We start from the raw sequence: 25,608 nt of genomic DNA, 5'->3' as shown, positions 1-25,608 counted from the left end.
GTTTATTCCGTAACAGCCTTCGGAGCGTTATAGGGTGCCCCGGTAAACAAACTGTAATATTTGCCAAACACCGGCTCTGCTTTTTTGAAAATGGCATCCTGCTTCAAACCTTCAGTCAATATCATGATGCGCTGCAAAACATAGAGAGATTGCTGCTTGTCGAAATTAACCAGTTCGCCGCGGCGGTTGTCGAGCGAGAAATAATAAGCCAGTTCCGCATCGTAAAGATCGATGAGTCTCGAAACAATTGCGTTTGCTTTTCCCATTTCTCCGGCGCGATAATAGGCCTCTGCAACGGGCAGTACAAAGTAATTGTATGGTACGGCCGATTCCGGTAACACTTCCATGCAACGATCCAGAACAGCTACTGCTTTTTTCTTTTTATCCGCATCAAAGGTGCTGTCTGCCTTTTCACCTTCGTCGAGCAAAGCCATGGCCAGTCGGGCGAAGTTGTTTCTGAAATTCATGCACATGCGCAGGTTGGTTTCGTCGAGATAAACGCCTTCGCCGGTCAGATTGCCCCAGGCAAATTTATTCATCATATTATCATACATCGCTGCAGTGTTTACGCGGCCAGTGCTGCCATCGGCATTCACTGTTTTCACAGGAACAAGTTTGTAAACCAGACCTTCCAGCGAGAAATAATCTTCCATGCCCATATAGGCATCATCACCCGTTGTTATTGCAAAATAGATCGGACGATCCCAATTGAAATGCGCAAGAATATCGAGGCAGAATAATGTGTTTTTCTGAATAACATTTTTGTTGATGGTCCAGTTCAGACTATCGGTTACATCATCTTTCCAGGCAGCTGGTACTGTTCCGTTCTGAACAACCTTGTTTGTGTCAACAGGCAGATAGAATTTTCTGGATGGGAAGAAATCAAGTGTATATTCACGGACTTTCTGCTGAAGTTTTTCCGGGTTTGCATGCATAATATCAAAAAGCTCTTTGATGTTTACATGTCCCATTGCCTCATCCTGCAACAAATAAACAATGTCGCGGGTACCCTGACGGTACTGAATGTGATTCATGGAAATCGGCACCGGATCAGAATCATACGCTTTTCGTTTCATCTGATCGGCATACCAATCCGTATTGAACAGCGAAAGATTTACGACTCTCACATCGGTGCGGTATCCTTCAACTTCCTGCACATACCACAACGGGAAAGTATCGTTATCGCCGTTTGTAAATAATATGGAATTGGGCGCACACGAAGCCAGATAGTTTTTGGCAAAATCCCTCGCCGTGTATCGGTCGCTGCGGTTATGATCATCCCATCCTTCGCTGGCCATGATGCCGGGAACCAACAGGAGAGCAATAAGTGTTGCGGCTATCGGAGCTAAAATACTTTCTTTAAATAATTTCTTTAAAAGCTGCACAAGTCCCACTACACCGAGTCCGATCCAGATTGCAAAGGCATAGAAGCTGCCGGCATAGGCGTAGTCTCGTTCACGCGGCTGATATGGATACTGGTTCAGATAAACCACAATGGCAAGGCCGGTCATGAGGAACAATAATGTAACAACCAGCGTATCTTTTGAATGTTTGTTCAAATGGAAGAATAAGCCAACCAGTCCGAGAATGAGCGGAAGGAAATAAAAGGAATTGTTTCCCGGATTCTTGCTCATATGTTCGGGAACCATGTCCTGATTTCCCAGGTGCATCTTGTCGATGACCGGAATACCGCAACGCCAGTTTCCTTCAGTCGGAGAGCCGTGGCCCTGCATATCATTCTGACGGCCAACAAAATTCCAGAAGAAATAACGGAAATACATATGACCCACCTGATAGGTGAAGAAAAAGCGCATATTCTGACTAAAAGTCGGTGGGTTTTTGGGTGTTCCCTGCGTGTATATTTTGTCGCCACGCGAGCTTGTTGGAACGTTTTTATACACTTCTTTTTCACTGATTCCGCCCCACTCCAGGTAGGTCGAAATATGATGATTTTCCTGGCTGCTCCACATACGGGGCAGGAATGTGGTGTATTTTTTATTGTAAGTCGGACGTGAATTCGCACGTTCATCGGTCACAATATATTTTCCTTTTTCCAAATCCTTTTCATACACAGGCGATGCATCTTTCCAATCTTTCGATTGATTCAGCGGTGCATTGAAATAATGTCCGGTAATCAACGGGGTTTCACCATACTGTTCGCGGTTCAGGTAAGACAGCAAGCTGATGGCATCGCGGGGAGCATTTTCGTTGATTGGTGTATTGGCATTGGATCTGATAATCAGGAGGAAAAAAGTGGAATAGCCAATCATTAAAAATGCAAAAGAAAGCACGATGGTATTCAATACCACCCTGCCTTTACGTTTCGACCAGCGGAGTCCCCAAACTATAAGCCCAATGATTACGGCAAAGAAAATTAAGGTTCCTGAATTAAACGGCAGGCCAATACTATTGATAAAGAACAGTTCGAAATGACCGGCAAGCCAAACCATACCCGGAATAAGCACATAGAACATGATGGCGAGTAAAACAAGTGAAAGAAGGAGTGCATACACAACCCCTTTTTTCGACACTTCATATCGTCTGTAATAATATATCATGACCAACGCCGGCAAGGTCAAGAGGTTCAGAAGGTGAACACCGATGGATAGGCCCATGAGAAAAGTGATCAGAATTATCCACCTGAAGGCGCGCGGATCATCAGCGTCTTCTTCCCATTTCAGCATAAGCCAAAACACAAGTGCTGTGAACATGGACGACATGGCATAAACCTCGCCCTCGACAGCTGAGAACCAGAAAGAATCGGAGAAAGTATAAGCCAAAGCACCAACGATGCCGGCTCCGATTATTGTCCAGAGTTGAGAAGCTGTATTGACTGAGCCACCAACAAGTTTTTTGGCAAAATGAGTGATGGTCCAAAAGAGGAACAGGATGGTAAAAGCGCTGGAAAGCACTGACATCATGTTAATCATGAACGCCACCTGAGATACGTCGCCAAAAGCAAACATGGAGAAGAAGCGCCCCAGCAGCTGGAAAGTAGGTGCTCCGGGTGGGTGCCCGACCTGCAGTTTAAACGAAGTGGCAATATACTCACCGCAGTCCCAGAAGCTGGCCGTGGGTTCAGCGGTTAGAGTATAAACGACTGCAGCAATAGCAAATACAGCCCATCCAATCAGTGTGTTCAGTCTCTTGAAGTTTTGCATATTCAATGTGTTGTTCCGTGAATAAACTGCGAAATTACAATATTATTTTAATCAACTGGATAATATAGGTAAAACATACAAAGTCAACGCATTAAAACTGATAAAAAATGCGTGAACTTGTTAAACTTACCCGGGCCAAGGTGTATTAACAGCAAAACATATTTATTCGATCATGCTGAAAACCCGCACTAAAAAACGCTTACGAGCCTATTTAGACATCCCCGGTCACTATCCATATAATAAAAACATATGTGATATTGAAAATATTCGTACTTTTGCACCCTGTTTCAAAATTGTCCGATGGTGTAATGGCAGCACAGCAGATTTTGGTTCTGCTGGTTCAGGTTCGAGTCCTGGTCGGACAACAGGAGACTGAGCGAGGGGACATTTTGTCCCCTCGATTATTAACTGACATAGATGATTAAAGAAAGCACCATACTTGATCTTGCCCGCGAAAGCTGCGGTGATGACAAGGTTTTTCCGGTGACGGTCGAAGTCCGGCAGGGCAATCACATTCTGGTTTTACTGGATGGCGATGCCGGTGTCAAAATTGAAGACTGTAAACGTGTAAGCCGCTTTATTGAAAGTCAGCTGGACCGCGAAACCGAAGACTTCGAATTGGAAGTGTCTTCGTTTGGAGTAGGCACGCCGCTCGTGTTACCGCGTCAATACATCAACAACATCGGCCGCAACGCATCCGTGACAATGAAAGACCAGACTACAATCGCCGGCACTATTGTCGCCGCTGATGAAAATACTTTTACGCTGGCTGTGAAAATTCCACCCAAAAAGAAAGAAATTAAAAATCAGGAAATCGCTTACGCCGATTGCCTGAAAACGCAAATAACTGTATCGTTTAAATAATAAAAACACCCTTTGTGTTATGGAAACAATGAATCTGGTTGAATCCTTCAGCGAATTTAAAGACTCAAAAGCCATTGACAGGCCCACACTGATGAAAATTCTGGTGGATATTTTCAAACATATCCTGGCAAAAAAATTCGAAGTGGCCGACAATTTTGACGTGATCGTTAACACGTCAACCGGAGACCTTGAAATCTGGCGCAGTCGTGTGATTATTGCTGACGAAGATTTGACGAATTCCAACATGGAAATCGCTTACAGCGAAGCGGTGAAAATAGAACCCGACTTCGAAATCGGCGAGCAGGTGGTAGAACCTTTTGGAATCACTCAGTTCGACCGTCGTGATATCCAGAGCATTCACCAGATGCTGAAGGCCAAGGTCATGGAATTTGAAAAGGAAAACATTTATCAGAAATACAAAGATCGCATTGGCGAAATTGTTTCAGGCGAAGTGAGTCAGGTGTGGAAAAAAGAGCTGCTTGTTCTTGATGATGAGGACTATGAACTCGTGCTTCCACGCGTCGAAATGATTCAATCCGATTTTTATAAAAAAGGCGAATCTATCCGTGCAGTTGTTGAACGCGTTGAATTTAAAAACAACACTCCCTTTGTAATCCTCTCACGCACATCTCCTGCTTTACTGGAACGTCTTTTTGAGATGGAAGTTCCTGAAATTTTTGATGGACTGATCACCATCCGTAAGATTGTTCGTCAACCTGGCGAAAGAGCCAAAGTGGCTGTTGAATCCTATGATGACCGCATTGATCCGGTTGGCGCTTGTGTTGGCATGAAAGGCTCCCGTATTCACGGAATTGTACGCGAGCTCCGCAATGAAAACATTGATGTGATTAATTTTTCCAACAACCTTTCCGTTTTTGTCAGCCGCGCTCTCAGTCCCGCAAAAATATCTTCACTCAAAGTAAACGAAGAAACAAAAATAATCGAAGTTTTCCTTAAACCAGACCAGATCTCGCTTGCCATTGGCAAGGGCGGACAAAACATCAAACTGGCTTCAAAACTCGTTGATTATGAAATTGAAGTTTTCCGCGATGTTGATGCAGAAGAGGATGATGTAGATCTGATGGAATTTTCTGATGAAATCGATCCATGGATTCTCGAGGAGTTGAAAAAAATCGGATGTGATACTGCCAAAAGCGTATTGGAGCTTCCAAAAGAAGAACTGGTCAGACGTACAGACCTTGAAGAAGAAACCGTGGAAGAGGTTATCCGCATTCTTCAGAGTGAATTTGAATAACAACAATCGCAGTGGTTTTGGACGTCTGTAAATTTCCCAAACCCCTGCAATTTAAGCTAGTGAATAAAAATTTGTAATTTTACAACGTTTTCAGGAACCGAAAAACAAGATATGGAGAATAACCCGGGAGTAAAAAGATTGGCAAAAGTCGCAACAGAATTCAATGTTGGGGTACATACCATCATGGATTTTTTGAATAAGAATGGTTTTCCTGTTGACAATGCCAATGCGAAAATCGGTGAAGAAGCATACACTGCTTTGCTTAAAGAGTTTCATGTGGATAAATCCGAGAAACAGGAAAGCATGAAGATTTCGCTTTCAACAAAGAAAGAAAACCCTGCTGAAGAAATTACTGCTGTAGTTCCTGAAGAAACAAAACGTGCCAAAGAAACGCCTGTCAAGGAAACTCCCGCTAAGGAAGTCCCAGCCAAAGAAGTCCCAGCCAAGGAAATCCCCGTAAAAGAAACTCCTGCGCCAGAGGAAATCGCCTCCCCCGTAACAGAGGAAATAAAAGCTATTGAGGAAGAACCCGAACCCCGGATGAAACCAAAAGTGGTTGGGAAAATTAATCTTGAAGACGTTAAAGGAAAAGGGAAAAAGAAAACTACTGCAAAAAAAGAAGAAGTAGTAATTGAGGAAAAACCTGTTGAAGAAGTAAAGAAAATCATCCCCGAAAAATCTGCCGAAACAGTTGTTGTAAAGCCAGCTCCAGAAGAACACAAAATCAGAGTCGAACTCCCTGGAGTTAAATTGGTGGGCAAAATTGAGGTTGATAATATTGATAAAAAATCAAAGGGTAAAAAAGAAGATAGAATACAGCCTGCCAAAAAGAAACCGGCTAAAGAAGATATACCCGTTGCTAAAAAAGAACCTGAAATAATTCCGGAACCAAAGGTAATTCCTCCGGTTGAAGAAAAAGCACCGGAAGTTGTGCCATCAGATGATGAACGTTATCTCAAAACAGAATTTGTTGTTCTCACAGGACCAAAACAAGTTGGGAAAATAGATGTAACTCAGTTTGAAAAAAAGCCAGCGGCAAAAGTAGAATCAACTCCGGATAAAAACCGCCCGACCCGCATCGATAAAAAGCATCGCCCGCGTATTCAGAAAAAAGAAGCGGTTTCTCCGGCTACACCAAATGTTATTAAAGGCCCTGACAAGAATAAAAGCAAGATCCCGAAACCAAAACGCAACGAGGCGCGCCCGGCTCCTTCTGAAGAAGATATCCAGAAGCACATTAAGGAAACACTGTCGCAGCTGCAAGGTGCTCCCAAATCAAAATCTTCGAAATACCGCCGCCTGAAACGCGATGCATTCCAGCTGCAGCGTCAGGAAGAAATGGAAGAACTTGAAAAGGGTCAGAGCGTTCTGAAAGTAAACGAATTTATTACAGTGAGTGAACTTGCATCAATGATGAATGTTCCAGCTGTAAAAGTCATTCAAAGCTGCATGGGCCTTGGTCTTTTCGTTTCGTTAAACCAGCGTCTCGATGCCGAAGCAATCACAATTGTAGCTTCCGAATTCGGCTTTGATGTCAATTTTATTTCGCTCGAAGATGAACAGATGCCACAGGATGACGACGACGACACCTCTGACAATCTGGTTACCCGCGCACCAGTCGTTACAGTTATGGGACACGTTGACCACGGTAAAACATCGCTGCTCGACAATATCCGAAAAAGTAACATCATCGCCGGAGAGTCGGGTGGTATTACCCAGCACATTGGCGCTTACGAAGTAACACTTGAAGGCGGAAGAAAAATCGCATTCCTCGACACCCCAGGTCACGAAGCATTTACTGCCATGCGTGCACGTGGTGCGAAAATCACTGACGTTGCAATTATTGTAATTGCGGCCGACGACCAGGTGATGCCTCAAACCGTTGAAGCCATCAACCACGCTCGTGCTGCCGGTGTTCCAATGGTTTTTGCCATTAGTAAAATCGATAAACCTGGCTCGAATCCTGAAAAAATCAAGGAACAGCTTGCAAATATGAATCTGCTTGTTGAGGACTGGGGTGGCAAATATCAGTGTCAGGAAATTGATGCAAAGCATGGGGTAAATATTGATATTCTGCTTGAAAAAGTATTGCTTGAATCCGACATGCTCGATCTCAAAGCCAATCCTGATAAACTCGCAACAGGTACCGTCATTGAATCCTCACTCGATAAAGGCCGTGGTTACATGGCAACAGTGCTTGTTCACGCAGGAACACTTCAAGGCGGAGACGTTGTTCTTGCCGGAAGTTATTATGGTCGTGTCAAAGCAATGTTCAACGAACGTAATCAGCCTGTAAAGACAGCTGGCCCCAGCACTCCGGTGCTCATTCTTGGCCTCAATGGCGCTCCAGCGGCCGGTGACAGACTGACCTGCTATAAAGATGAAAAAGTCGCGAAAGATCTTGCGTTCAAACGCCAGCAACTCATCCGCGAACAGTCGCTCAGAACACAGAAACATATCACACTCGATGAAATCGGCCGTCGTATTGCAATCGGCGATTTCAAAGAACTCAATATTATTGTCAAAGGTGACGTTGACGGCTCCGTTGAAGCACTATCCGATGCATTGCTCAAGCTCAGCGCCAGCAGTGTTCAGGTCAATGTGATTCACAAAGCCATTGGCGGAATCACCGAGTCCGATGTATTGCTTGCAACTGCCTCGAATGCCATTATCATTGGCTTCCAGGTTCGACCCAGCGTTGCTGCCCGTAAATTAGCCGAAAGTGAGGAAATCGATATCCGCACCTATTCTGTCATCTACGATGCAATCGAAGAAGTGAAAGCAGCTATGGAAGGCATGCTCGAACCTAAAATCGAAGAAAAAGTGGTGGCCAGCATCGAAGTCCGCGAAGTGTTCAAGATCACTAAACTGGGAACCATTGCCGGTTGTATGGTGCTCGATGGCAAAATTAACCGCAACAGCAAGATTCATCTTATTCGCAACGGAATTGTTGTTCATACCGGAGGCCTATCCTCTCTTAAACGATTCAAAGACGACGTGAAAGAAGTTCTTACAGGTCAGGATTGCGGTATCGGCATCAATAATTTCAACGACCTGAAAGAAGGCGATATCATCGAAGCTTTCACCGAAATTGAAGTTCAGCGCAAACTGTAAGTTCAGTGGTCAGTAGTGATCAGCGGTGACCAGTAAACACCTATACTGGCGCGGATATGTTATCCGTGACAGTATAGCAGCCTGCTCCCAGGCGTTGCGCGTTGTGCATATTCACGTTAGCACATTAGCACATTAAATTGTATTTTTGCAAAAAACCACCCCCAATGGAAGCATCCCTGTTTGCAGTGTCACCGGTCGATGGTCGCTACAACGATAAAACCCGCATTCTTCAGCAATATTTTTCAGAGTTCGCTCTGATCAGATACCGCGTGCTGGTTGAAGTTGAGTATTTCATCATCCTGCACACGCTCAAACTCCCAGTCTTTAAAGGACTGTCGGAAAAGAATATTACAGCTCTCCGCGACATTGTGAACAACTTCAGCCAAAGCGATGCCCGGCAGATCAAGGACATTGAAAAAGTAACGAATCACGATGTAAAAGCGGTTGAATATTTCCTGCGCGAAAAATTTGATGAATTAAAACTTCAGGAATACAAAGAGTTTATTCATTTTGGTCTCACCTCGCAGGATGTGAACAACACTGCTTTTCCGATGATGCTGCGCGATTCGCTGAACAACGCAGTTATCCCTGAAATCGAAACCATTCTGAAAAACCTGAAGTCTCAAGCAAGAGAATGGAATAAACTGCCGATGCTTGCACGCACGCACGGGCAGCCGGCTTCACCTACTACTCTTGGAAAAGAAATGGCAGTGTTTGCAGAACGCATCGAAAATCAGCTTGCGTTGCTCAAAAAAATTCCTGCCAGTGGAAAATTCGGAGGCGCTACCGGAAACTTCAATGCCCATCATGCTGCGTTTCCTAAAACCGATTGGGTGAAGTTTGCCAATAACTTTCTGAAAAACAACCTGGGCCTTATCCGACAGCAAACAACGACGCAGATTGAGCATTACGACATCATGTCCAACACGTTCAGTGTCCTTGCAGCCATCAACACCATTCTGATTGACTACTCGCGCGACATCTGGATGTATGTGATGATTGAATATTTCAAGCAGAAAGTAAAAAAAGATGAAGTTGGTTCTTCGGCCATGCCACATAAAGTGAATCCGATCGACTTTGAAAATGCCGAAGGAAACTTGGGTATAGCTAATTCGCTGCTGCGACATTTTTCCGAAAAGCTCCCCATATCGAGGCTGCAGCGCGATCTCACAGATTCAACGGTAATCAGAAACATCGGAGTGCCGCTTGCACACATGCTTATATCATTCAAATCGCTTCAGAAAGGCATGGGAAAATTGCTGGTCAATCCCGAAAAAATCAGCAGCGATCTTGATCTCAACTGGGCGGTGCTGGCCGAACCAATTCAAACCATTCTGCGCAGAGAAAAATATCCGGATCCATACAATGCCCTAAAAAATATGACACGCGGAAACGAGCACGTGACGCGCGATAGCCTGCATAAGTTTATCGACACACTGAAAGTTAGTGCTGCTGTTAAGAAAGAACTGAAGGCGCTTACACCTGAGAATTACACAGGCATTCACTGATGGCAAAAAGACCGGATATTGATTATTCATTTGTCACAGACGGTGGCCCGATCTATCATGAAACACAACCCGATCGCTTCATTACTGAGCCCTGGAACGCATTTTCATCACTTCTGTTTCTAATTCCTGTCATTTACTTTCTGATTGTTTTACGAGGACAATATAAGAAACAAGGGTTCGTAATTTTTTTCACGCTGCCGCCTTTATTTACCGGTGGTATTGGCAGCACGCTCTATCACGCATTCCGGAGCGAGCGCTGGCTCATGGCCCTCGATGTTTTACCTATGTTTTTATTATCGCTCGGTGTTGCATTTTTCTTCATGCAGCGACTTTTTAAAAACTGGTATATGCCGCTCATCATCATCGTTTCATCAGGTATAATCAGAGGATATTTTTTCAACACGCTGCCGATTCAGCAGGCAATAAATATTGGCTATTTTATTGTCGGTGTCGTCATTTTTGTTCCGGCACTGCTCTACGCCTGGCGTTCAAACTGGCACGCCATCGGACATTTAATGGCGGCCGTGATTTTCCTGGCCTTATCATTGTTTTTTCGTTTATATGACGACAATCCAATACAGCCCATGTCGCAGGGTGTTCACTGGCTGTGGCACCTGTTCTCTGCTGTAGGAGCGCTTTTCGCGGGGTTGTATATTATCCGCACAAATAAACAATCGTAAAATCATTTCATTTTGCACCGACTCAGTCACAATACTTCGCGGCTCTGAAACGTCATTCAAAAATCGCAGATAAAAATAAAATCTCAAATCTTATATCAATAGGTCACCGTTACCCGTCCGATCAGGTTTTGTGTCTTACCGTCCAGATCAACATACCATATTTTCCACACGTAAACGCCCGTAGGAACAGGCTTTCCTGTATCTTCTGCAGTACCATCCCATGCATGATTGATGTCAGTCGTTACAAAAATATTTTGTCCCCAGCGATTATAAATTCTCATTTCATAATTCTCAACCGACCATCCCGCGCCGAAAGGCATAAACCAGTCGTTGCGGCCATCGCCATTGGGCGTAATAGCATTCGGAATGTAGAACAATTCATCAGCAGCAACATGAATCGGCAACGATGTCGTATCATAGCATCCAAAGCTATTTCCGGCAACCAGTGTGATGCTAAAATTTCCATGATCTGCAAATTCATGCATTAGATTTTGCTCTGTTGAACTCTCACCATCGCCAAAATCCCAGCTCCAACTACTCGCACCAACACTGACGTCTACCATATTCACGCCCGGATTGCTCAGGCTTGGATTTGTTGGAAAATAATAGAATGATGCAATCGGATTCGGATATGCCTGAATGTAATTCGGAAAGGATTGTGTCGAAGTACAACCATGATTACTGGTAACCGTCAACGTAACACTGAACATACCCTGCGACGTGTATTCATGGAAGGTCCCACCCGCCGATACCGAAGTATAGCCATCGCCAAATTGCCAGAGCCACGATGTGATGGTACCATCGCCCACCGTTGTCAGATCAGTAAAGACCACATCAAGCGGAAGACATCCTTCTTGTGGTGTAGCGGAAATATTCACCTGCGGCAACTCCCACACATTCACAGGATGTGAAACCGTATCGCGGCAACCCAGGGTATTCACGGCAATAAGCGAAACATTATACGATCCGGCTGAATCATAAACATGATTGAAACTTGGAGTATAATTGGTGTTTCCGTCACCAAGATTCCATGTCCAGCCAATGACATTACTGGTAGTACCGCTGCTCTGATTCATGAATGCGGTGGCATTTCCCTGACATATCGAAGTGGATAAAAATTCTGCAGTCGGTGCTTCAAGTACAAGTACCTGGTGTGTGGTGGTGTCCGAAATTCCTGCCGTATTGGTTGCAATCAGTGTTACTGTAAAAAATCCTGAATTATAATAAGTGTGCTGCGGATTCTGCAACGCTGAACTGTAGCCATCACCAAAAGCCCAGTACCAGTAGTTGATGGAGCCGGCGCCAGTCACAGACATATCTGCAAAGGTCATTGGCGTTTGTGCACATACGGTATCTGCAATAAAATCAGCATCGACCAATGGTAAAACAGTCACCGGAATTGAAGTTGTATCAGAGCATCCAAAATTATTAAATACAATCAATGTCACATTGTATATTCCCGGCGCAGCATAGGTGTGAAGCGGGTTCTGAAGAGTTGATATATTGCCGTCATCAAAATCCCAATTCCATGAAATGATTGTTCCAAGCATTGTTGTTGACTGGTCGGTAAAAGAAGTTGGGTTGCCCTGAGTAACAACAGTTGCACTGAAATCAGCCACAGGTCCTGGATTGACTATAACATTATGCAACACTGAAAATGTACAACCAGCTGCATCGGTTACCGTTAGTAAAACATTGTATGTGCCTGAAACAGGATACAGATGCATCGGATCTTCTAATGTCGAAGAAGTGCCATCGCCGAAATTCCAGAACCACGCAACAGCTGGTACATTCGGATTGAGATTGAAATCAGTGAACGCGGTTGCTTCGCCAACACATTCCTGCGTTGCCGCGAAATCCCAGTCCAGGCCCGGTTGAATGGTCACGGGTACCATCAGTGAGTCCGAACAACCACGATCATTGTACACGTACAATGTCACGTCAAAGGTGCCGGTTGCAAAATAATAATGAGCCGGGCTGGTCTGACCCGACATGCTGAGATCATCAAAATCCCACATATATCCTACAATAGTGCTTCCATTGCCTTGCGAGGCATTGGTGAAATATACAATGCCCTGCGTACAGGAAAGTGTGTAGGTGAAATCCGGAATCGGCAGCGAATCCACAACAATGGTTTCTGTCGCAGACGATACACACTGATTGACATCGGTCACGTCAAGTGTTACATTATAGTATCCCGAGTTGCTGTACTGATAATCCGGATATTGCTGCGATGCTGTTCCGGTTCCGTCGCCGAAGTCCCAGAGCCAGCTTTGAAGTGCACCGCCATTGGAATAAGTATCGTCATAAAAATTGGTCGTCGACCCCATGCATGCAATATCCGAATGAAAGTCAACCACGGGATTTGGCCACACGAGCGCAGTTTGAGTAAGTGTGTCAAAACAACCATTTACATTTTCAACAATCAGTGTCACCGGATATGTAGTCGTATTAAGCACTGCAGCGTAATTGTATGATGGACTTTGCAAAGCGGAAGTTCCTGTGCCATCACCGAAATCCCAGCTCCATGCGGTAATGGCACCGCCAATGGACGTTGATGCATCGGTAAACTGCGAAGCCGATCCCGAACAAACACTGTCTGAAACAAAGTCTGCAACAGGTGATGGATAAATCGTCGCAGGCATGGTGACACTGTCTTCACAACCATTCTGATCGGTCACCCACAACACAACATTGTAAGTCGTCACTGATGCTGTTGTTGCATATTGATAAGCCGGATTCTGAACAACAGCAGTTCCCGCACCATCGCCAAAATCCCAGTCCCAGTTCGTAATATTTCCTCCGGTGCTGGTTGAAGCATCGCTGAACTGGCCCGGGAAGCCAGAGCATGCAGAAATAGAGTTGAAGGCTGCAATGGGCAAAGGATTCACTACAATCTGAATCGTTGTATCATGAGCACAACCATTGATGTCAGTTGCTTCAAGATTAACATTGTAGTTGGTTGGAATCAGCACAGTCGCATAGGTGTATGCCGGATTCTGCATTGACGAAGTTCCACTGCCATCGCCAAAATCCCATGACCAGCCATTCAGAGCTCCACCATTGCTGAAAGAGCTGTCGGTGAAAACAGAACCCGAACCCGTGCAGGCCGCATTAGCAGCAAAATTTACAACGGGCAACGGATTCACAAGCACCGGATGAATCACCGTATCGCGGCATCCATTGGCATCTTCAATCATCAACGCCGTGTTGAAAATCTGCGGCACACCCGATGAAGCATAAGTGTATTGAGGGTTCTGATTGAATGAAGTTCCTGCGCCATCACCGAAATCCCAATTCCAGGAATTAATAATTCCCGCGGTTTGCAACGATAAATCAGTAAATGCGGTGGCATTGCCTACACACGCTGTATCAGCGCTGAAAGCCGCTGTTGGCCGGGGATTTACGGTTACAACATGGCTCACCGTATCGGGACAGCCATTGTTGTCAGAAGCAATTAAAGTAACTGTAAAATTCTGAATGATGGCAGCCGGAGCATAAGTGTGCTGCGGATTTTGGGTGTTTGAAAAACTTGCATCCCCGAAATCCCAGTTCCACGAATTCATCACACCTGCAGCAGGAACTGAAAGGTCGGTGAAACTGGTGGATGAGCCCGAGCAAGCAGTCGTTGCCGAAAAATCAACTACAGGCTGAGGATGCAGCGAAATATTAAGGATTGCTGTATCAGCGCACCCATATTGGTCTTCGACTATAAGCGTTACCAAATAATTTGTTCCGCCACTCACATAAGTGTACGTTGGATTCTGCATTGCTGCCGTTGCGCCGGATTCTCCAAAATCCCAGTCCCAGCTGTTTATTATTCCACTTCCCGCATTTGATGTGTCTACAAACGAAGTCGGGAAGCCAATACAGGCAACACTCGACATGAATCCTGCTTCAGGCAAGGCATAGACTGTCACATTCTGCGTGAGCGTATCTGAACAATTCCATGAATTCATCACTATCAGTTCAACCGGATAAGTGCCGGAAGCGGTATAATTGTTCAGCGTATTTTGAACAACAGCGTTGTTTCCGTCGCCGAAATCCCAGTCCCAGCTAAGCATTGCCATTGCATTGGAAATACTGTTGTCGGAAAAATTCATGGTCTCTCCGAAACAAACATTTGTAAATGCAAACTGCGCCTGAGGAGAGGGTTTCACAAACACGGTCTGTTGTATGGTATCATAGCAACTGCTGGTGTTTCCGACAATCAGCTGCACCGTATATGTTCCTGCTGCAGCATAGATGTGATCAGGATTCTGAAGATTCGAAGATGTTCCGTCGCCGAAATCATACTCCCAGAAATTGATTACGAATCCGAAATGTTGTGACGTGTCGGTGAAATGCGTCGGCAATCCCAGACAAACTGAATCGGCCATGAAACCTGAGACAGGGAGCGGGCTTACGCGAATACTGTCCGATGTTGTATCAGCGCAGCCATACTGATCCGCAACGATCATTGTAACAAGAAAACTGTCAATAACCGCATACTGATATATTGGATTCTGAATGACTGAACTTCCTGTTCCATCGCCAAAATTCCAGTCCCATGAATTCAACGCCCCACTTCCGGGACTGGAAGAATCAGTAAAATTAATGTCCCTGTTCAAACAGGTTCCGGAATAAGAGAACGAAGCCACAGGAAGCGCATAAACAATAACATTTTGAACAAGTGTGTCGCGACAACCATTTGTGTTTTCCACAACCAGTGTTACAGAATACGTTCCCGGTGCGCCGTACAGATGTACCGGATTTTGAAGAACAGAAGAATTGCCATCACCAAAATCCCAAAACCAGCTGTTAATGGGCGATCCATGTGCTATACTCTGATCATTGAAAATTGTCGTCTCGTTAAAACACACCGGAGGAGCGCTGAACAAGGGCTCAGGAAGCGAGTCCGCGACAACTGCATGCTGAACAGTATCAGCACAGCCGGAACTGCTTGTAACGATCAGCGTTACTAAAAAAGATCCTGAAGAAGCGTACGGATGTATTGGATTCTGTTGTGTGGAAAAATTGCCGTCACCGAAGTCCCAGTCCCAGCTGACAATCGTGCCGCCGTTTCCTGATGAAGCATCAGTAAATGTAATTGGTTGACCCGCACAGCTTGTATCATGCGCAAATTCAGCCGTTGGACGCGGAAAATAATTTACCGGATTTGTCACAGTGTTGCTGCAACCATTGCTGTTGATAACAATAAGTGAAACATTGAATGTTCCCGTGTCAGCATAAAAATACTGCGGATTCTGAACCGTTGAAGTGCCAATGCCATCGCCGAAATCCCAGTCCCAGGAAACAATGACACCGCCGTTTGCAACAGAAGTATCCGTAAAATTTACAGGATCGCCTTCACAGGCCGAAACAAGCGTAAATCCGGCCACAGGAAGCGGATAGACAGTAACCGGAAGAGTAATAGAATCCAAGCAGCCACTTGCTGAAGTAATTATTAAGGAGACATTGTAAGTCCCTGCGGCCGCATAAAGATGTGTTGGATTCTGTAGCGCAGAAGAATTACCATCGCCGAAATCCCAGTCCCAGCCGACAATCGCGCTGCCATGTGCGACAGAATTATCAATAAAACTTATGCTCTGATTTAAACACGCATTGTTTGCAGCAAAGGCTGCATCAGGGATTGAATCAACCGGAACAACATGCGTCACGGTGTCGCTGCATCCGAACTGATTGGCAACAATGAGCGAAACCGTGTATTGGCCGGGACCCGCGTAGGTATGTGTTGGATTTTGCTGAGTGGAAATATTCCCGTCACCAAAACTCCACTGCCATGAAGCGATGGGCCAGCCATAGGTTTGCGATGCATCTGTAAATGAAGTTGGATTGCCTGCGCACACCACATCGAAATTAAAATCAGCCAGCGGAATCGGCGCAACGTACGCCGGAAGCGCAATTGTATCAATACATCCAATATTGGTTTCAACAATTAATGTCACAAAATAGTTTCCGGTATCAGCATAGATATATGTTGGGTTCTGAGACGTTGAAGTTCCGGTGCCGTCACCGAAATCCCAGTTCCAGCTGACAATGGATCCGAAGGGAGCCACGGACTGGTCTGAAAAAACAGTTGCAGAACCAACACAGGCCGTATCAGCTTCAAAATCAGCAATAGGTGGCGGACTTACCGGAACAGAATATGAGATTGAATTCACACATCCATGCGCATCTGTAACAGTAAGCGTAACCGTAAAATTTCCTGCAGAAGCAAACGTATGACCCGGATTTTCCAGCGTGGAAGTGTTGCCGTCACCAAAATTCCAATAGTAATCAATAATCGGCGATCCGCGGCCGTAGGACAGATTGGTGAAATTGGTCGGATCACCTACGCACACTGTATCCCATGCAAAATCGACATACGGCAGGGTATCAACATGAACCAGATGCGTCATGGCAGCCATGCAACCCGCATCGGAAGTAACAGTCAGGGACGCTGTAAAATCGCCCCAGTTGGTATAGGTGTAATTTGGATTCTGCACAGTGCTGCTTCCACCATCACCGAAACTCCAGTTCCATGTATCGATGGAAGAACTCAGCGCCCAGCTGGAATCAATAAAATGAGTAGGCCCGCCGAAGCAAACAGTGTCATACGAAAACTGCGCGTAGGTCTGACTTACATACACCAGATCCTGAAACGAAGTCATCCCACAACCATTCACCGAGCTGTTGTTGGCTGTCAATGTAACAACATAAACACCTGTATCTCCATAAGCGTGCGAAATGGTTTGCTGCGGATTCATTCCGGATGGAACCAGCGTTGGACCGAGTGTGGTGCCATCGCCAAAATCCCAGGTGTACCATGTAGCTGAAGTCGCTGCGCACAGATTGGGCTGCGAAACATTTACAAACACAGCGTTTTCTCCAACACATACCGAATCGTCCACAATGTTGATCATTGCTTCCGGCGGCTCATACACGCGCACAGGCGACCACGACGACTGCGAGAAATCGCAAACATTCTGAGCAGTCAGCGTGATGGCATAATTGGTCATGGAGCCGGCAGAGCATCCGGAAATCAGATAATTATGACAAATGGTTTGACCGACCGAGGAGATTGGTAACGCTTCCGTGACGCCATCACCCCAGGTTATGGTCATCAGAGTAGAAGCTGAAATGTTTTGACTCATGTTTACCACACAAACATTGATCGGCGCACAGCCAACATTGCTGCCAACCGGTGGTCCAATAAGAGATGCAACCGGATTGCTTTCAACGGTAGCTGTATCTGTATAAACAGTCTGGCAGCCATTTGCACCAACTGCAGTGATAGTTACCACATAATAACCGATATCGGTGTAAACATGATCAAGTGCATTGGTACCGTCGAACAGCGCAGGTGGTGCAGACGACACCGGCGATCCATCTCCCCAGTTGATGGAATATGAACTTATGCAGCCCGCATCCGGAGAGAAGTTAAACACATGCAGCGTATCGGAAATCGATGACGTATCTGTATGGCAAAACACAAAACCATTGGGTTCAAAATAAAATACATTGGGCTGCTGTAGAACTGAGACCTGATGCGAGATTGTCGAGGTACAACCATTGTCATCAGTGACAGTTAGTGTTACATTGAAATTCTGCGTGCCACAACCAAAAGATGTGTACACATGAGAAGGATTCTGAAGCACAGAAGTCTGGCCATCGCCAAAATTCCACGCATAGGTTAACCCGTTGCCACTGCCTGTAAAGGCAAAATTGGTTGAGCTACCCGAGCAAAAATTGTTCGGATTGAATGTAAACTGAGCCACGGGAAGCGGATCGACCACCACAGGCAAAGTCACAACATCGGTGCAGCCTGAAGAATCCGTAACAGTAAGCGAAACATTATAGGAACCACTGCCGGGAAAATTGTGGTTTGGATTCTGATTGCCGCTGCCGGGCGAAGCATCGCCGAAATCCCATTGCCAATCAACGATCTGGCCAACGCCGGTCAAGAAACTGCTGTCGGTAAAATGAATCATGCTGTTGTTGCATAGTCGGTCCCAGGTAAACCATGCATTCACCGGGCATTGTGCCACTGAATAAAATCCAGCAACAGACATCAAAACAAACAATATAAATTTTCCAAGCCGACGCATAAGGCATTAGACTGCTTTGACTGTTATATGATAAAACAGAATATGCAAATTTAATGTATACATCCGTTGAATTTTATTTTTAAATCGGATTAAAGCAATTTTCGAAGGTTGCATTTGGTTAACAGCACAATTCCTCGAAAATGTTAAAATTTGACAATCAGCAATTTACAAGTGTTTAAAATAATCTTTTAATTTTGTAAAAGAAACAAACATCTGCAGCGAAATAATTCCTGAATTTATGAAATACAAAGTTTTGGCATTTCTTGGCATTCTTCTGATTCTGAGCGGGTGTGGCAAGTATGAAGATGGACCCGGGATCAGTTTCAGAAATGCCAATTTCCGGATTCAGGGATGGTATGAAATCGTTTCTCTTACAAGAAATGGCATTGACATAACTCAACAATGGAAAGACAGCTGCGATTGGGTTTTCCGGTTTAACGACTATTCGGATACACGCCTCATTGAAAACGCTTTAACGGTTAAAGGGAAGCTATACCCTTCAGATACATCTTCCTGTTTTTCCATGTGGTCTGATTTCAGTCTGAATGAGTCAAACACCAATCTCGTGCTGAATCTGAACGGGTATAACCCCTATTTCCCGTCTGGAGACACAATTGGGATATATCCCATGTGCATTCCAACCTCACCCGAATTTCAAATAACAAGACTTACAATGGATGAATTGTGGCTGTCGTACAATTCTTCCAGAGGAAAATACTTCTTTAAACTCATTGAATTTGAAATGTAAAAATCATGAAAATTAAAAAATTCATATTCATATGCTTTTTGATTTCCCTGTCTGCATGCCAGATTGATAAATGAATTTACAGAAACGGATACTCTCTGATTTCTGGTCGTGACACTGAACACCAAGTAGAAAAGCCAAATATTAATCATGAAGATATTTGTACTAATTCACCATTTGATGAGAAAACAAAAATTTTTGGCCTTTCTGAAATCAGTGGAATCAACACATCCGATTCAACAACAAAATATGCTGAATCACAAAACGGCGAAATGATTTCTTGCTGCAATAATCCGATAACCCTTCCAACTGAAATCAAAACTTCTGATTTCAAAAAAGCCATCCGTCACAATATCTCTACTTTGCCTGCAAGCCACGCAGAGGATCCTCCAAAAACACATTGGGCAAGCATTGTCAGCTTCGCGCTAGCACTGGCTTCTGTTTTTGCTGTATTTCTGAATGGCTTTATCATTCTTTTTATATATTTTGCTGCAATTCCAGCACTAATACTGGGGATTATAGGTCTGAACAAAACAAAAAAAAATCCTGATAAATTCAAAAATAAAGTCTTCGCGATCATTGGAATTGCAATATCAGGACTACTTATTATATTTAACATCTTTTTACTGACTGTATTATTGTTAACCTGGGGATAATAAGCATGCTAAAACATATGCAGTAATTCAGACAGTCCTAGATGAATATTTCGTGAAATAGATCAATATTCAATCTCATGCACCCCGCTCTGGGTGGTCGAAGCACGAAACATGCCGGTGGTGTTGAAATCAACAACAATGTTTCCGGCTGCATCAATTCCGATCATGCCACCCGTGCCTCCAGCGGGCAGAAGCACTTCGAACAAAACATCATGTATGGCCTCTTTAAGTGTCTGTCCGCCATATTTCATGCGGGCAACAATATCATAGGCAACAGCATATCGGATAAAATATTCACCGTGTCCGGTGCACGAAATTCCCGCATAGCGGCTGTCGGCATAAGTGCCCGCGCCAATCACAGGGCTGTCACCGATGCGGCCCCATTTCTTCATCATCATCCCTCCGGTGCTGGTGCCAGCGCAGATGTTTCCATAGATGTCGCGCACCACACAACCCACGGTTCCGTTTTTATCAGCTTTTATTTTTTCAAATTTTCTTTTCATTTCGTCAGTCACAAAATAGCTGCTGTCTACCATTTCGAGTCCCTGCTGCGCTGCAAATTGTTCCGCTCCGCGACCAGCCAGAAACACATGCTGTGAATTTGTCATCACTTTCAGCGCCGCCAATATCGGATTTCTGATTGTTCGTACGCCCGCAACAGCACCTGCTTTCAATGTTGTACCATCCATCACCGAAGCATCGAGTTCAGCAATGCCTTCTTCGGTAAGAACCGCGCCCCGTCCTGCATTGAACATGGGGCTATCTTCCATTTTCGTAATGACAGCGACAACTATATTCATCGCCGAATCGCCGGCCTGCGCCATGCTGTCGGCCATTGAAAGAACCTTTTCAAAAAAATGGTCATAGTTGTTTTTCTGTGCTGGCGCGAAGGTCTTTGAATCAAAATTGCCGGCGCCACCATGCAAAACAACAGCGTAATTTTTCGTTTGCGAATTAGCAGAAATAGCCACAAACATCACAAAACAGAAAAACAGAATTCGCATATCGCGCATTATTTCACAGTTTGACGCAACTCGAAATTTTTACCAAGATATACTTTGCGTACATATTCATCATCGGCCAGTTCCTGCGCTGAGCCTGCCTTTATGATGGATCCTTCAAACAGTAAATACGCCCGATCGGTGATTGTTAAGGTTTCATGCACATTGTGGTCGGTAATCAATATGCCAATATTTTTATCGCGCAGCTTTGAAACAATTTCCTGAATGTCTTCAACAGCAATCGGGTCAACCCCTGCAAAGGGTTCATCCAGCAGGATGAAATGCGGATCTACTGCCAGAGCTCTTGCAATCTCTGTACGCCGGCGTTCACCGCCACTTAACTGAATTCCTTTGCTTTTGCGGATTTTCTGAAGACCAAATTCATCAAGCAGTTTTTCAACTTTTTCATTCTGGTCTTGTTTGGATAATTTGGTGAATTCCAGAACCGACTTAATATTATCTTCAACACTGAGTTTGCGAAAAACGCTGGCTTCCTGGGCCAGATAACCAATTCCTTTCTGCGCCCTGCGATACATCGGTAATTCCGTAATATCTTCAGCATCGAGAAACACTTTGCCTTCATTGGGTTTTATGAGACCCACAACCATGTAAAAGGAAGTGGTTTTGCCGGCACCGTTGGGACCAAGCAATCCTACAATCTCGCCCTGATTTACTTCAAAGGACACTTCTTTCACGACTGTGCGCGACTTGTAACGCTTAACTATATTTTCTGCCCTGAGTTTCATTATTCAAACTTACGAAATTTCAATTTAATACAGAGAAACGGAAAAATGACGGATATATTCCGCGCCGGTTGGTTTCAGCAGACTTTCATACAATACGATTTCCTGCACACGGAATTCCGCAAAACAAAAGTCCTTGTATTTTACAACTGTTTCATTCAGCACTTTCCGGTCAGCGATTGATTTAATGCGTGCCAGCGTAAGATGTGGAACAAAATTCTGACGGTCGTATTCAAAGCCACGGCTAAGCAACGAAGATTTTAGTTTATCAAACCAGATGCGGCATTGATCTTCAGGCACGACATGTGTCCACAACACTTTTGGCGCATATGAAGATCCAAAAACACCCAGCGAGTCCAATGAAAATGCAGCGGCGCTTTCTCCGTCAAAGGCCTCCAGCATTGCTTCCCGGATAATCGGAATTTTATCCGATGATGTTTCGCCCAGAAACTTCAGCGTCATATGCATCTGATTCAGCCGCGCCCAGGAGAACCTATCGCGCGAAAAAATCAAACGCAGTTTATCGTACTCGCGCGACAAAGTTTCAGATGGGACAACATCAAATGCAATAAACAACCGTTGGATCATAGCTACAAAACTGAGTTTCGGTGAAGGTTCAGTTTTAGAACAGTAAAGAGCATCAGCGTAAACGCCCACAGCGAAGAACCCCCGTAACTTACGAATGGAAGCGGGATTCCAATAACTGGCACGAGAGCAATGGTCATTCCTATGTTTACAAAAAAGTGCAAAAAGAAAATACCGGCAACGGCATAAATATAATACCGGCTGAAATCCGATCGCTGTTTCTCCGCCATCATTACAAGCCGGATCAGCAGAAAAACATACAATATTACAATGATGGAACTGCCTGCAAAACCCCACTGCTCACCTATGGTGCAGAAAATAAAATCGGTTGTCTGTTCCGGAACGAAATTGTATTTTGTCTGCGTTCCTTCGAGAAAACCCTTTCCCGAAAAGCCGCCGGAACCAATGGCAATAAGCGACTGATTCACATTAAAAGCAGAGCCTTTTGGATCGTATTCCTTGCCGATAAGCACGTTGATTCGGTCTTTTTGGTGAGGTCTCAACACCGTTCCAAAAATATAATTCACACTGACGATAAAGATGGCAGATGCAAAAAACATAATCAGATAACGGATTATTTCCTTGCGCTTTTCACGATAAATATAAATCAGAGCCGCAAATATTCCAAACAGAATTACTATAAGAACAATTTGTTTAATGAGAAGAGTTGCAACAAAAAGTGCTGCAACATACATCACCAGAAATATAAAAAAGCCCGGCATTCCGATTCTGAAAAAAAGCAAAAGAAATGAACCAAACACAATAGCGGAGCCCGTGTCGCCCTGTAAAAAAACAAGCAACGTTGGAATCAGCACAATAATGAAAATAGTATTTCTGTTTTTTTTGTTACTGAATTTTATTCCCGGGATACTCAGATACTTGGCCAGAAATAATGCCGTTGCATATTTTGCAAACTCCGAGGGCTGCAATTTTACCCCGGCACCAAGCTCAATCCAGGCGCGGTTTCCAGAGGTGACAGTGCCAATAATAAGAACTAGAATAAGCAAAATCAAAACACCCACATAAAAACCAAACGAAACCCGCGGCAAGAATCGTGCATCGATAAGCAATAAGGCCAGTCCCATCAGCACGGAAGTCAGAACCCACACCGATTGACGGCCATAGGCCATCGAAAAATCGAATATACTGAATGTGCCTTCACGGTACCCTGTTGCAAAAACGCTCAACCAGCCAATGATCATCAGGGCGATGTAAATAAACAACACCCAGAAATCCATTTTTCCAGTTTTGCTTTCAAAGTGGCTCATTGGTTCGGGTTAAGCAGTATAGTGTTTTGAATTCTTTCCTGAAGGTCTTTGCGTTCTATCTTTCTGTTTAAATAGTATTCAATCATCAGGCTGGCAATAGGGCCGGCATAGGTAGCGCCAAATCCACTGTTTTCAACCAGAACGGCAATGGCGATTTTTGGATTTACCTTTGGCGCAAATGCGATAAAAACAGAATGGTTTTTCCGTGGCGGATCCTGGGCTGTACCTGTTTTTGCACAAACCACAACTCCGTCCATCTGAGCCACCGTAGCAGTTCCACTCAGCACCGCCGATTCCATTCCATCTGCAATAATTTCATAATACTTAGAATCAATGCCCGTTTCATGACGATTCATGTATTTTGTGTTCATGTTATTTTTATTGCCAATGGCCTTGACAACATGCGGTGTGATGTAGTATCCGCGGTTGGCAATAATAGCGGTCAGATTGGCAAGTTGCAAAGGGGTTGCACCAATTTCTCCCTGGCCAATAGCAACTGAAACGATTGAGTTTGCATGCCATTTTCGATGACCCAGCATTCTGTCGTAATAGTCAACTTCCGGCACATAGCCGCCAAACTCATTTGGGAGATCGATTCCCAGCGCATGACCATACCCAAGTTTATAAATATAATTGCGCCAGCGCTCATAGCCTTCGCGCGAAGAAGAGAATTTATCGCTGTCGACGAACTTCTTGAAAGCCCAGCAAAACCAGGTGTTGCACGAATATGCAACGGCATTTCGAATAGAAAGCGGACTCGGATGCGAATGGCAATCGATGGTGTGAGAATCACTGAGACGATAACCACCAAAACACGAAAACATTGTTTGATCATCAAATATGCCTTCCTGCAAACCAGCCAGTCCATTCACGACCTTGAAAGTGCTTCCGGGCGGATATCTTGTCATGATTGCACGATTGTACAGCGGATGATTCTGAACATCATTCTGCAATTCGACATAATGTTTCGAACGGGTTCGGCCCACAAGCAGATTTGGATCGTAAGAAGGTTCACTCACCATGGCCAGCACCTCGCCTGTGGCCGGTTCAATGGCCACAATGCCTCCACGTTTGTTGACCATCAGGCTCTCTGCGTAATTCTGCAATTCAAGATCCAGGGTTGAATACAAATCTTTTCCTGAAACCGGCATCCGGTCAAGTTCTCCGTCTTTAAAACTACCCTGGACCGTATTATGAACATCTACAACCATTACGCGCAGACCTTTTTCGCCACGCAGTTCCTTCTCGTATGACTTCTCAAGGCCGCTGATACCAATGTAATCTCCGGATCGATAATAAGGGTCCTTTTCAATGACAGACGGACTGGCCTCGCCAATATAACCAAGCGTATGCGGTGCCACCGGCATCGTGTATGCCCGCTTGGTCCTGCTTTGAATATAAAACCCCTTAAATCTGAAACTCTCTTCCTGAAAACGGCTGTACACCTCTTCCGGCAAATCATTATCCAGTATCGACGGTTGATGATACCCGGAAAGATTAGTAACTTTCTTCATCCGTTTATCGTATTCCGCTTTTGAAATGCCAATAATCTTGCAAAGCCGCAAGGTGTCAAGGTTTTCAATTTCCCTTGGAATAACCATCAGGTCAAAAGTTGCCTTATTGTAAACAATCAGTTTTCCAAAACGGTCGTACACTAGGCCGCGGGCGGGATACTCATACATATACCGCAAGGCATTGTTGTCGGCCGACTCTTTGTACTTGTCATTAACAATCTGAATCAGAAAAAGCTTAATAATAAAAGCCAGTCCTGTTGCGGCAAACAGGACATAGAAAAACAATTTGCGATTTGAAAAACTTCTGTGTTCCGACATGGCTCTTATAGCTGTGCAAATTTAATGTTTATGGCGGACATGCAAGAGATAAACATTCGATGCAACCAGGACCAACGCATTTAAACATTTATAAACCTCCTGGATC

General features: G+C 44.6%; 14 protein-coding genes and 1 tRNA gene. 8 read left to right on the top strand and 7 right to left on the bottom strand.

What is annotated here, in order from left to right:
- Positions 1-2: 2 nt before the first annotated feature.
- Positions 3-3,161, bottom strand: coding sequence for a hypothetical protein (locus tag A2W93_10305; protein OFY52913.1), 3,159 nt, complete (start codon positions 3,159-3,161; stop codon positions 3-5).
- Between the two features lie 294 nt (positions 3,162-3,455).
- On the opposite strand from A2W93_10305, the gene A2W93_10300 reads away from it, so the two are divergent.
- From A2W93_10300 to A2W93_10275, 6 genes are all read left to right on the top strand, one after another.
- Positions 3,456-3,526 (top strand) — tRNA-Gln (locus A2W93_10300).
- Positions 3,527-3,578: 52 nt separating this feature from the next.
- The gene (locus A2W93_10295; GenBank protein OFY52912.1) at positions 3,579-4,025 is read left to right on the top strand and encodes a hypothetical protein; all 447 of its coding nucleotides are present in this window, start codon (positions 3,579-3,581) and stop codon (positions 4,023-4,025) included.
- Between the two features lie 19 nt (positions 4,026-4,044).
- Complete coding sequence (locus tag A2W93_10290) at positions 4,045-5,280, top strand: transcription termination/antitermination protein NusA (protein OFY52911.1); 1,236 nt, start codon at positions 4,045-4,047, stop codon at positions 5,278-5,280.
- 111 nt (positions 5,281-5,391) lie between these two features.
- Positions 5,392-8,394, top strand: coding sequence for a translation initiation factor IF-2 (locus tag A2W93_10285; protein ID OFY52910.1), 3,003 nt, complete (start codon positions 5,392-5,394; stop codon positions 8,392-8,394).
- 164 nt (positions 8,395-8,558) lie between these two features.
- Positions 8,559-9,902, top strand: coding sequence for an adenylosuccinate lyase (locus A2W93_10280; GenBank protein OFY52909.1), 1,344 nt, complete (start codon positions 8,559-8,561; stop codon positions 9,900-9,902).
- On the top strand, positions 9,902-10,582 hold the full coding sequence (locus A2W93_10275; protein ID OFY52908.1) for a hypothetical protein: 681 nt from the start codon (positions 9,902-9,904) through the stop codon (positions 10,580-10,582). Before A2W93_10280 ends, A2W93_10275 begins: the two co-directional genes overlap by 1 nt.
- 95 nt (positions 10,583-10,677) lie before the next feature.
- Here A2W93_10275 and A2W93_10270 read toward each other — a convergent pair whose 3' ends face one another.
- The gene (locus A2W93_10270) at positions 10,678-18,636 is read right to left on the bottom strand and encodes a hypothetical protein (protein ID OFY52907.1); all 7,959 of its coding nucleotides are present in this window, start codon (positions 18,634-18,636) and stop codon (positions 10,678-10,680) included.
- Between the two features lie 274 nt (positions 18,637-18,910).
- Here A2W93_10270 and A2W93_10265 point away from each other — a divergent pair, with 274 nt between their 5' ends.
- Positions 18,911-19,420 carry a hypothetical protein gene (locus A2W93_10265; protein OFY52906.1) on the top strand — a complete coding sequence of 170 codons (510 nt, stop codon included), beginning with the start codon at positions 18,911-18,913 and terminating at the stop codon, positions 19,418-19,420.
- A 269-nt stretch (positions 19,421-19,689) separates the two neighbouring features.
- Positions 19,690-20,073 (top strand): hypothetical protein, encoded by a 384-nt coding sequence (locus tag A2W93_10260; protein OFY52905.1) that lies wholly within the window; start codon positions 19,690-19,692, stop codon positions 20,071-20,073.
- A gap of 62 nt (positions 20,074-20,135) precedes the next feature.
- Here the strand turns inward: A2W93_10260 and A2W93_10255 are convergent, their stop codons facing one another.
- From A2W93_10255 to A2W93_10235, 5 genes are read right to left on the bottom strand one after another with little or no spacing between them, the layout of a single operon-like run.
- Positions 20,136-21,086 carry a hypothetical protein gene (locus A2W93_10255; GenBank protein ID OFY52904.1) on the bottom strand — a complete coding sequence of 317 codons (951 nt, stop codon included), beginning with the start codon at positions 21,084-21,086 and terminating at the stop codon, positions 20,136-20,138.
- Positions 21,086-21,820, bottom strand: a complete 735-nt coding sequence (locus A2W93_10250) for an LPS export ABC transporter ATP-binding protein (GenBank protein OFY52903.1) — start codon at positions 21,818-21,820, stop codon at positions 21,086-21,088. Before A2W93_10250 ends, A2W93_10255 begins: the two co-directional genes overlap by 1 nt.
- Positions 21,821-21,844: 24 nt before the next feature.
- A complete protein-coding gene (locus A2W93_10245) occupies positions 21,845-22,405 on the bottom strand; it encodes a 2'-5' RNA ligase (protein OFY52902.1) in 561 nt (186 codons plus the stop codon).
- Between the two features lie 2 nt (positions 22,406-22,407).
- Positions 22,408-23,670, bottom strand: coding sequence for a hypothetical protein (locus A2W93_10240; protein OFY52901.1), 1,263 nt, complete (start codon positions 23,668-23,670; stop codon positions 22,408-22,410).
- Positions 23,667-25,502 (bottom strand): penicillin-binding protein 2, encoded by a 1,836-nt coding sequence (locus A2W93_10235; GenBank protein ID OFY52900.1) that lies wholly within the window; start codon positions 25,500-25,502, stop codon positions 23,667-23,669. Before A2W93_10235 ends, A2W93_10240 begins: the two co-directional genes overlap by 4 nt.
- Positions 25,503-25,608 lie beyond the last annotated feature (106 nt).

The sequence above is a fragment of the Bacteroidetes bacterium GWF2_43_63 genome (assembly GCA_001769275.1).
Lineage (GTDB): Bacteria > Bacteroidota > Bacteroidia > Bacteroidales > DTU049 > GWF2-43-63.
This window is presented reverse-complemented; position numbering and strand designations above follow the sequence as displayed.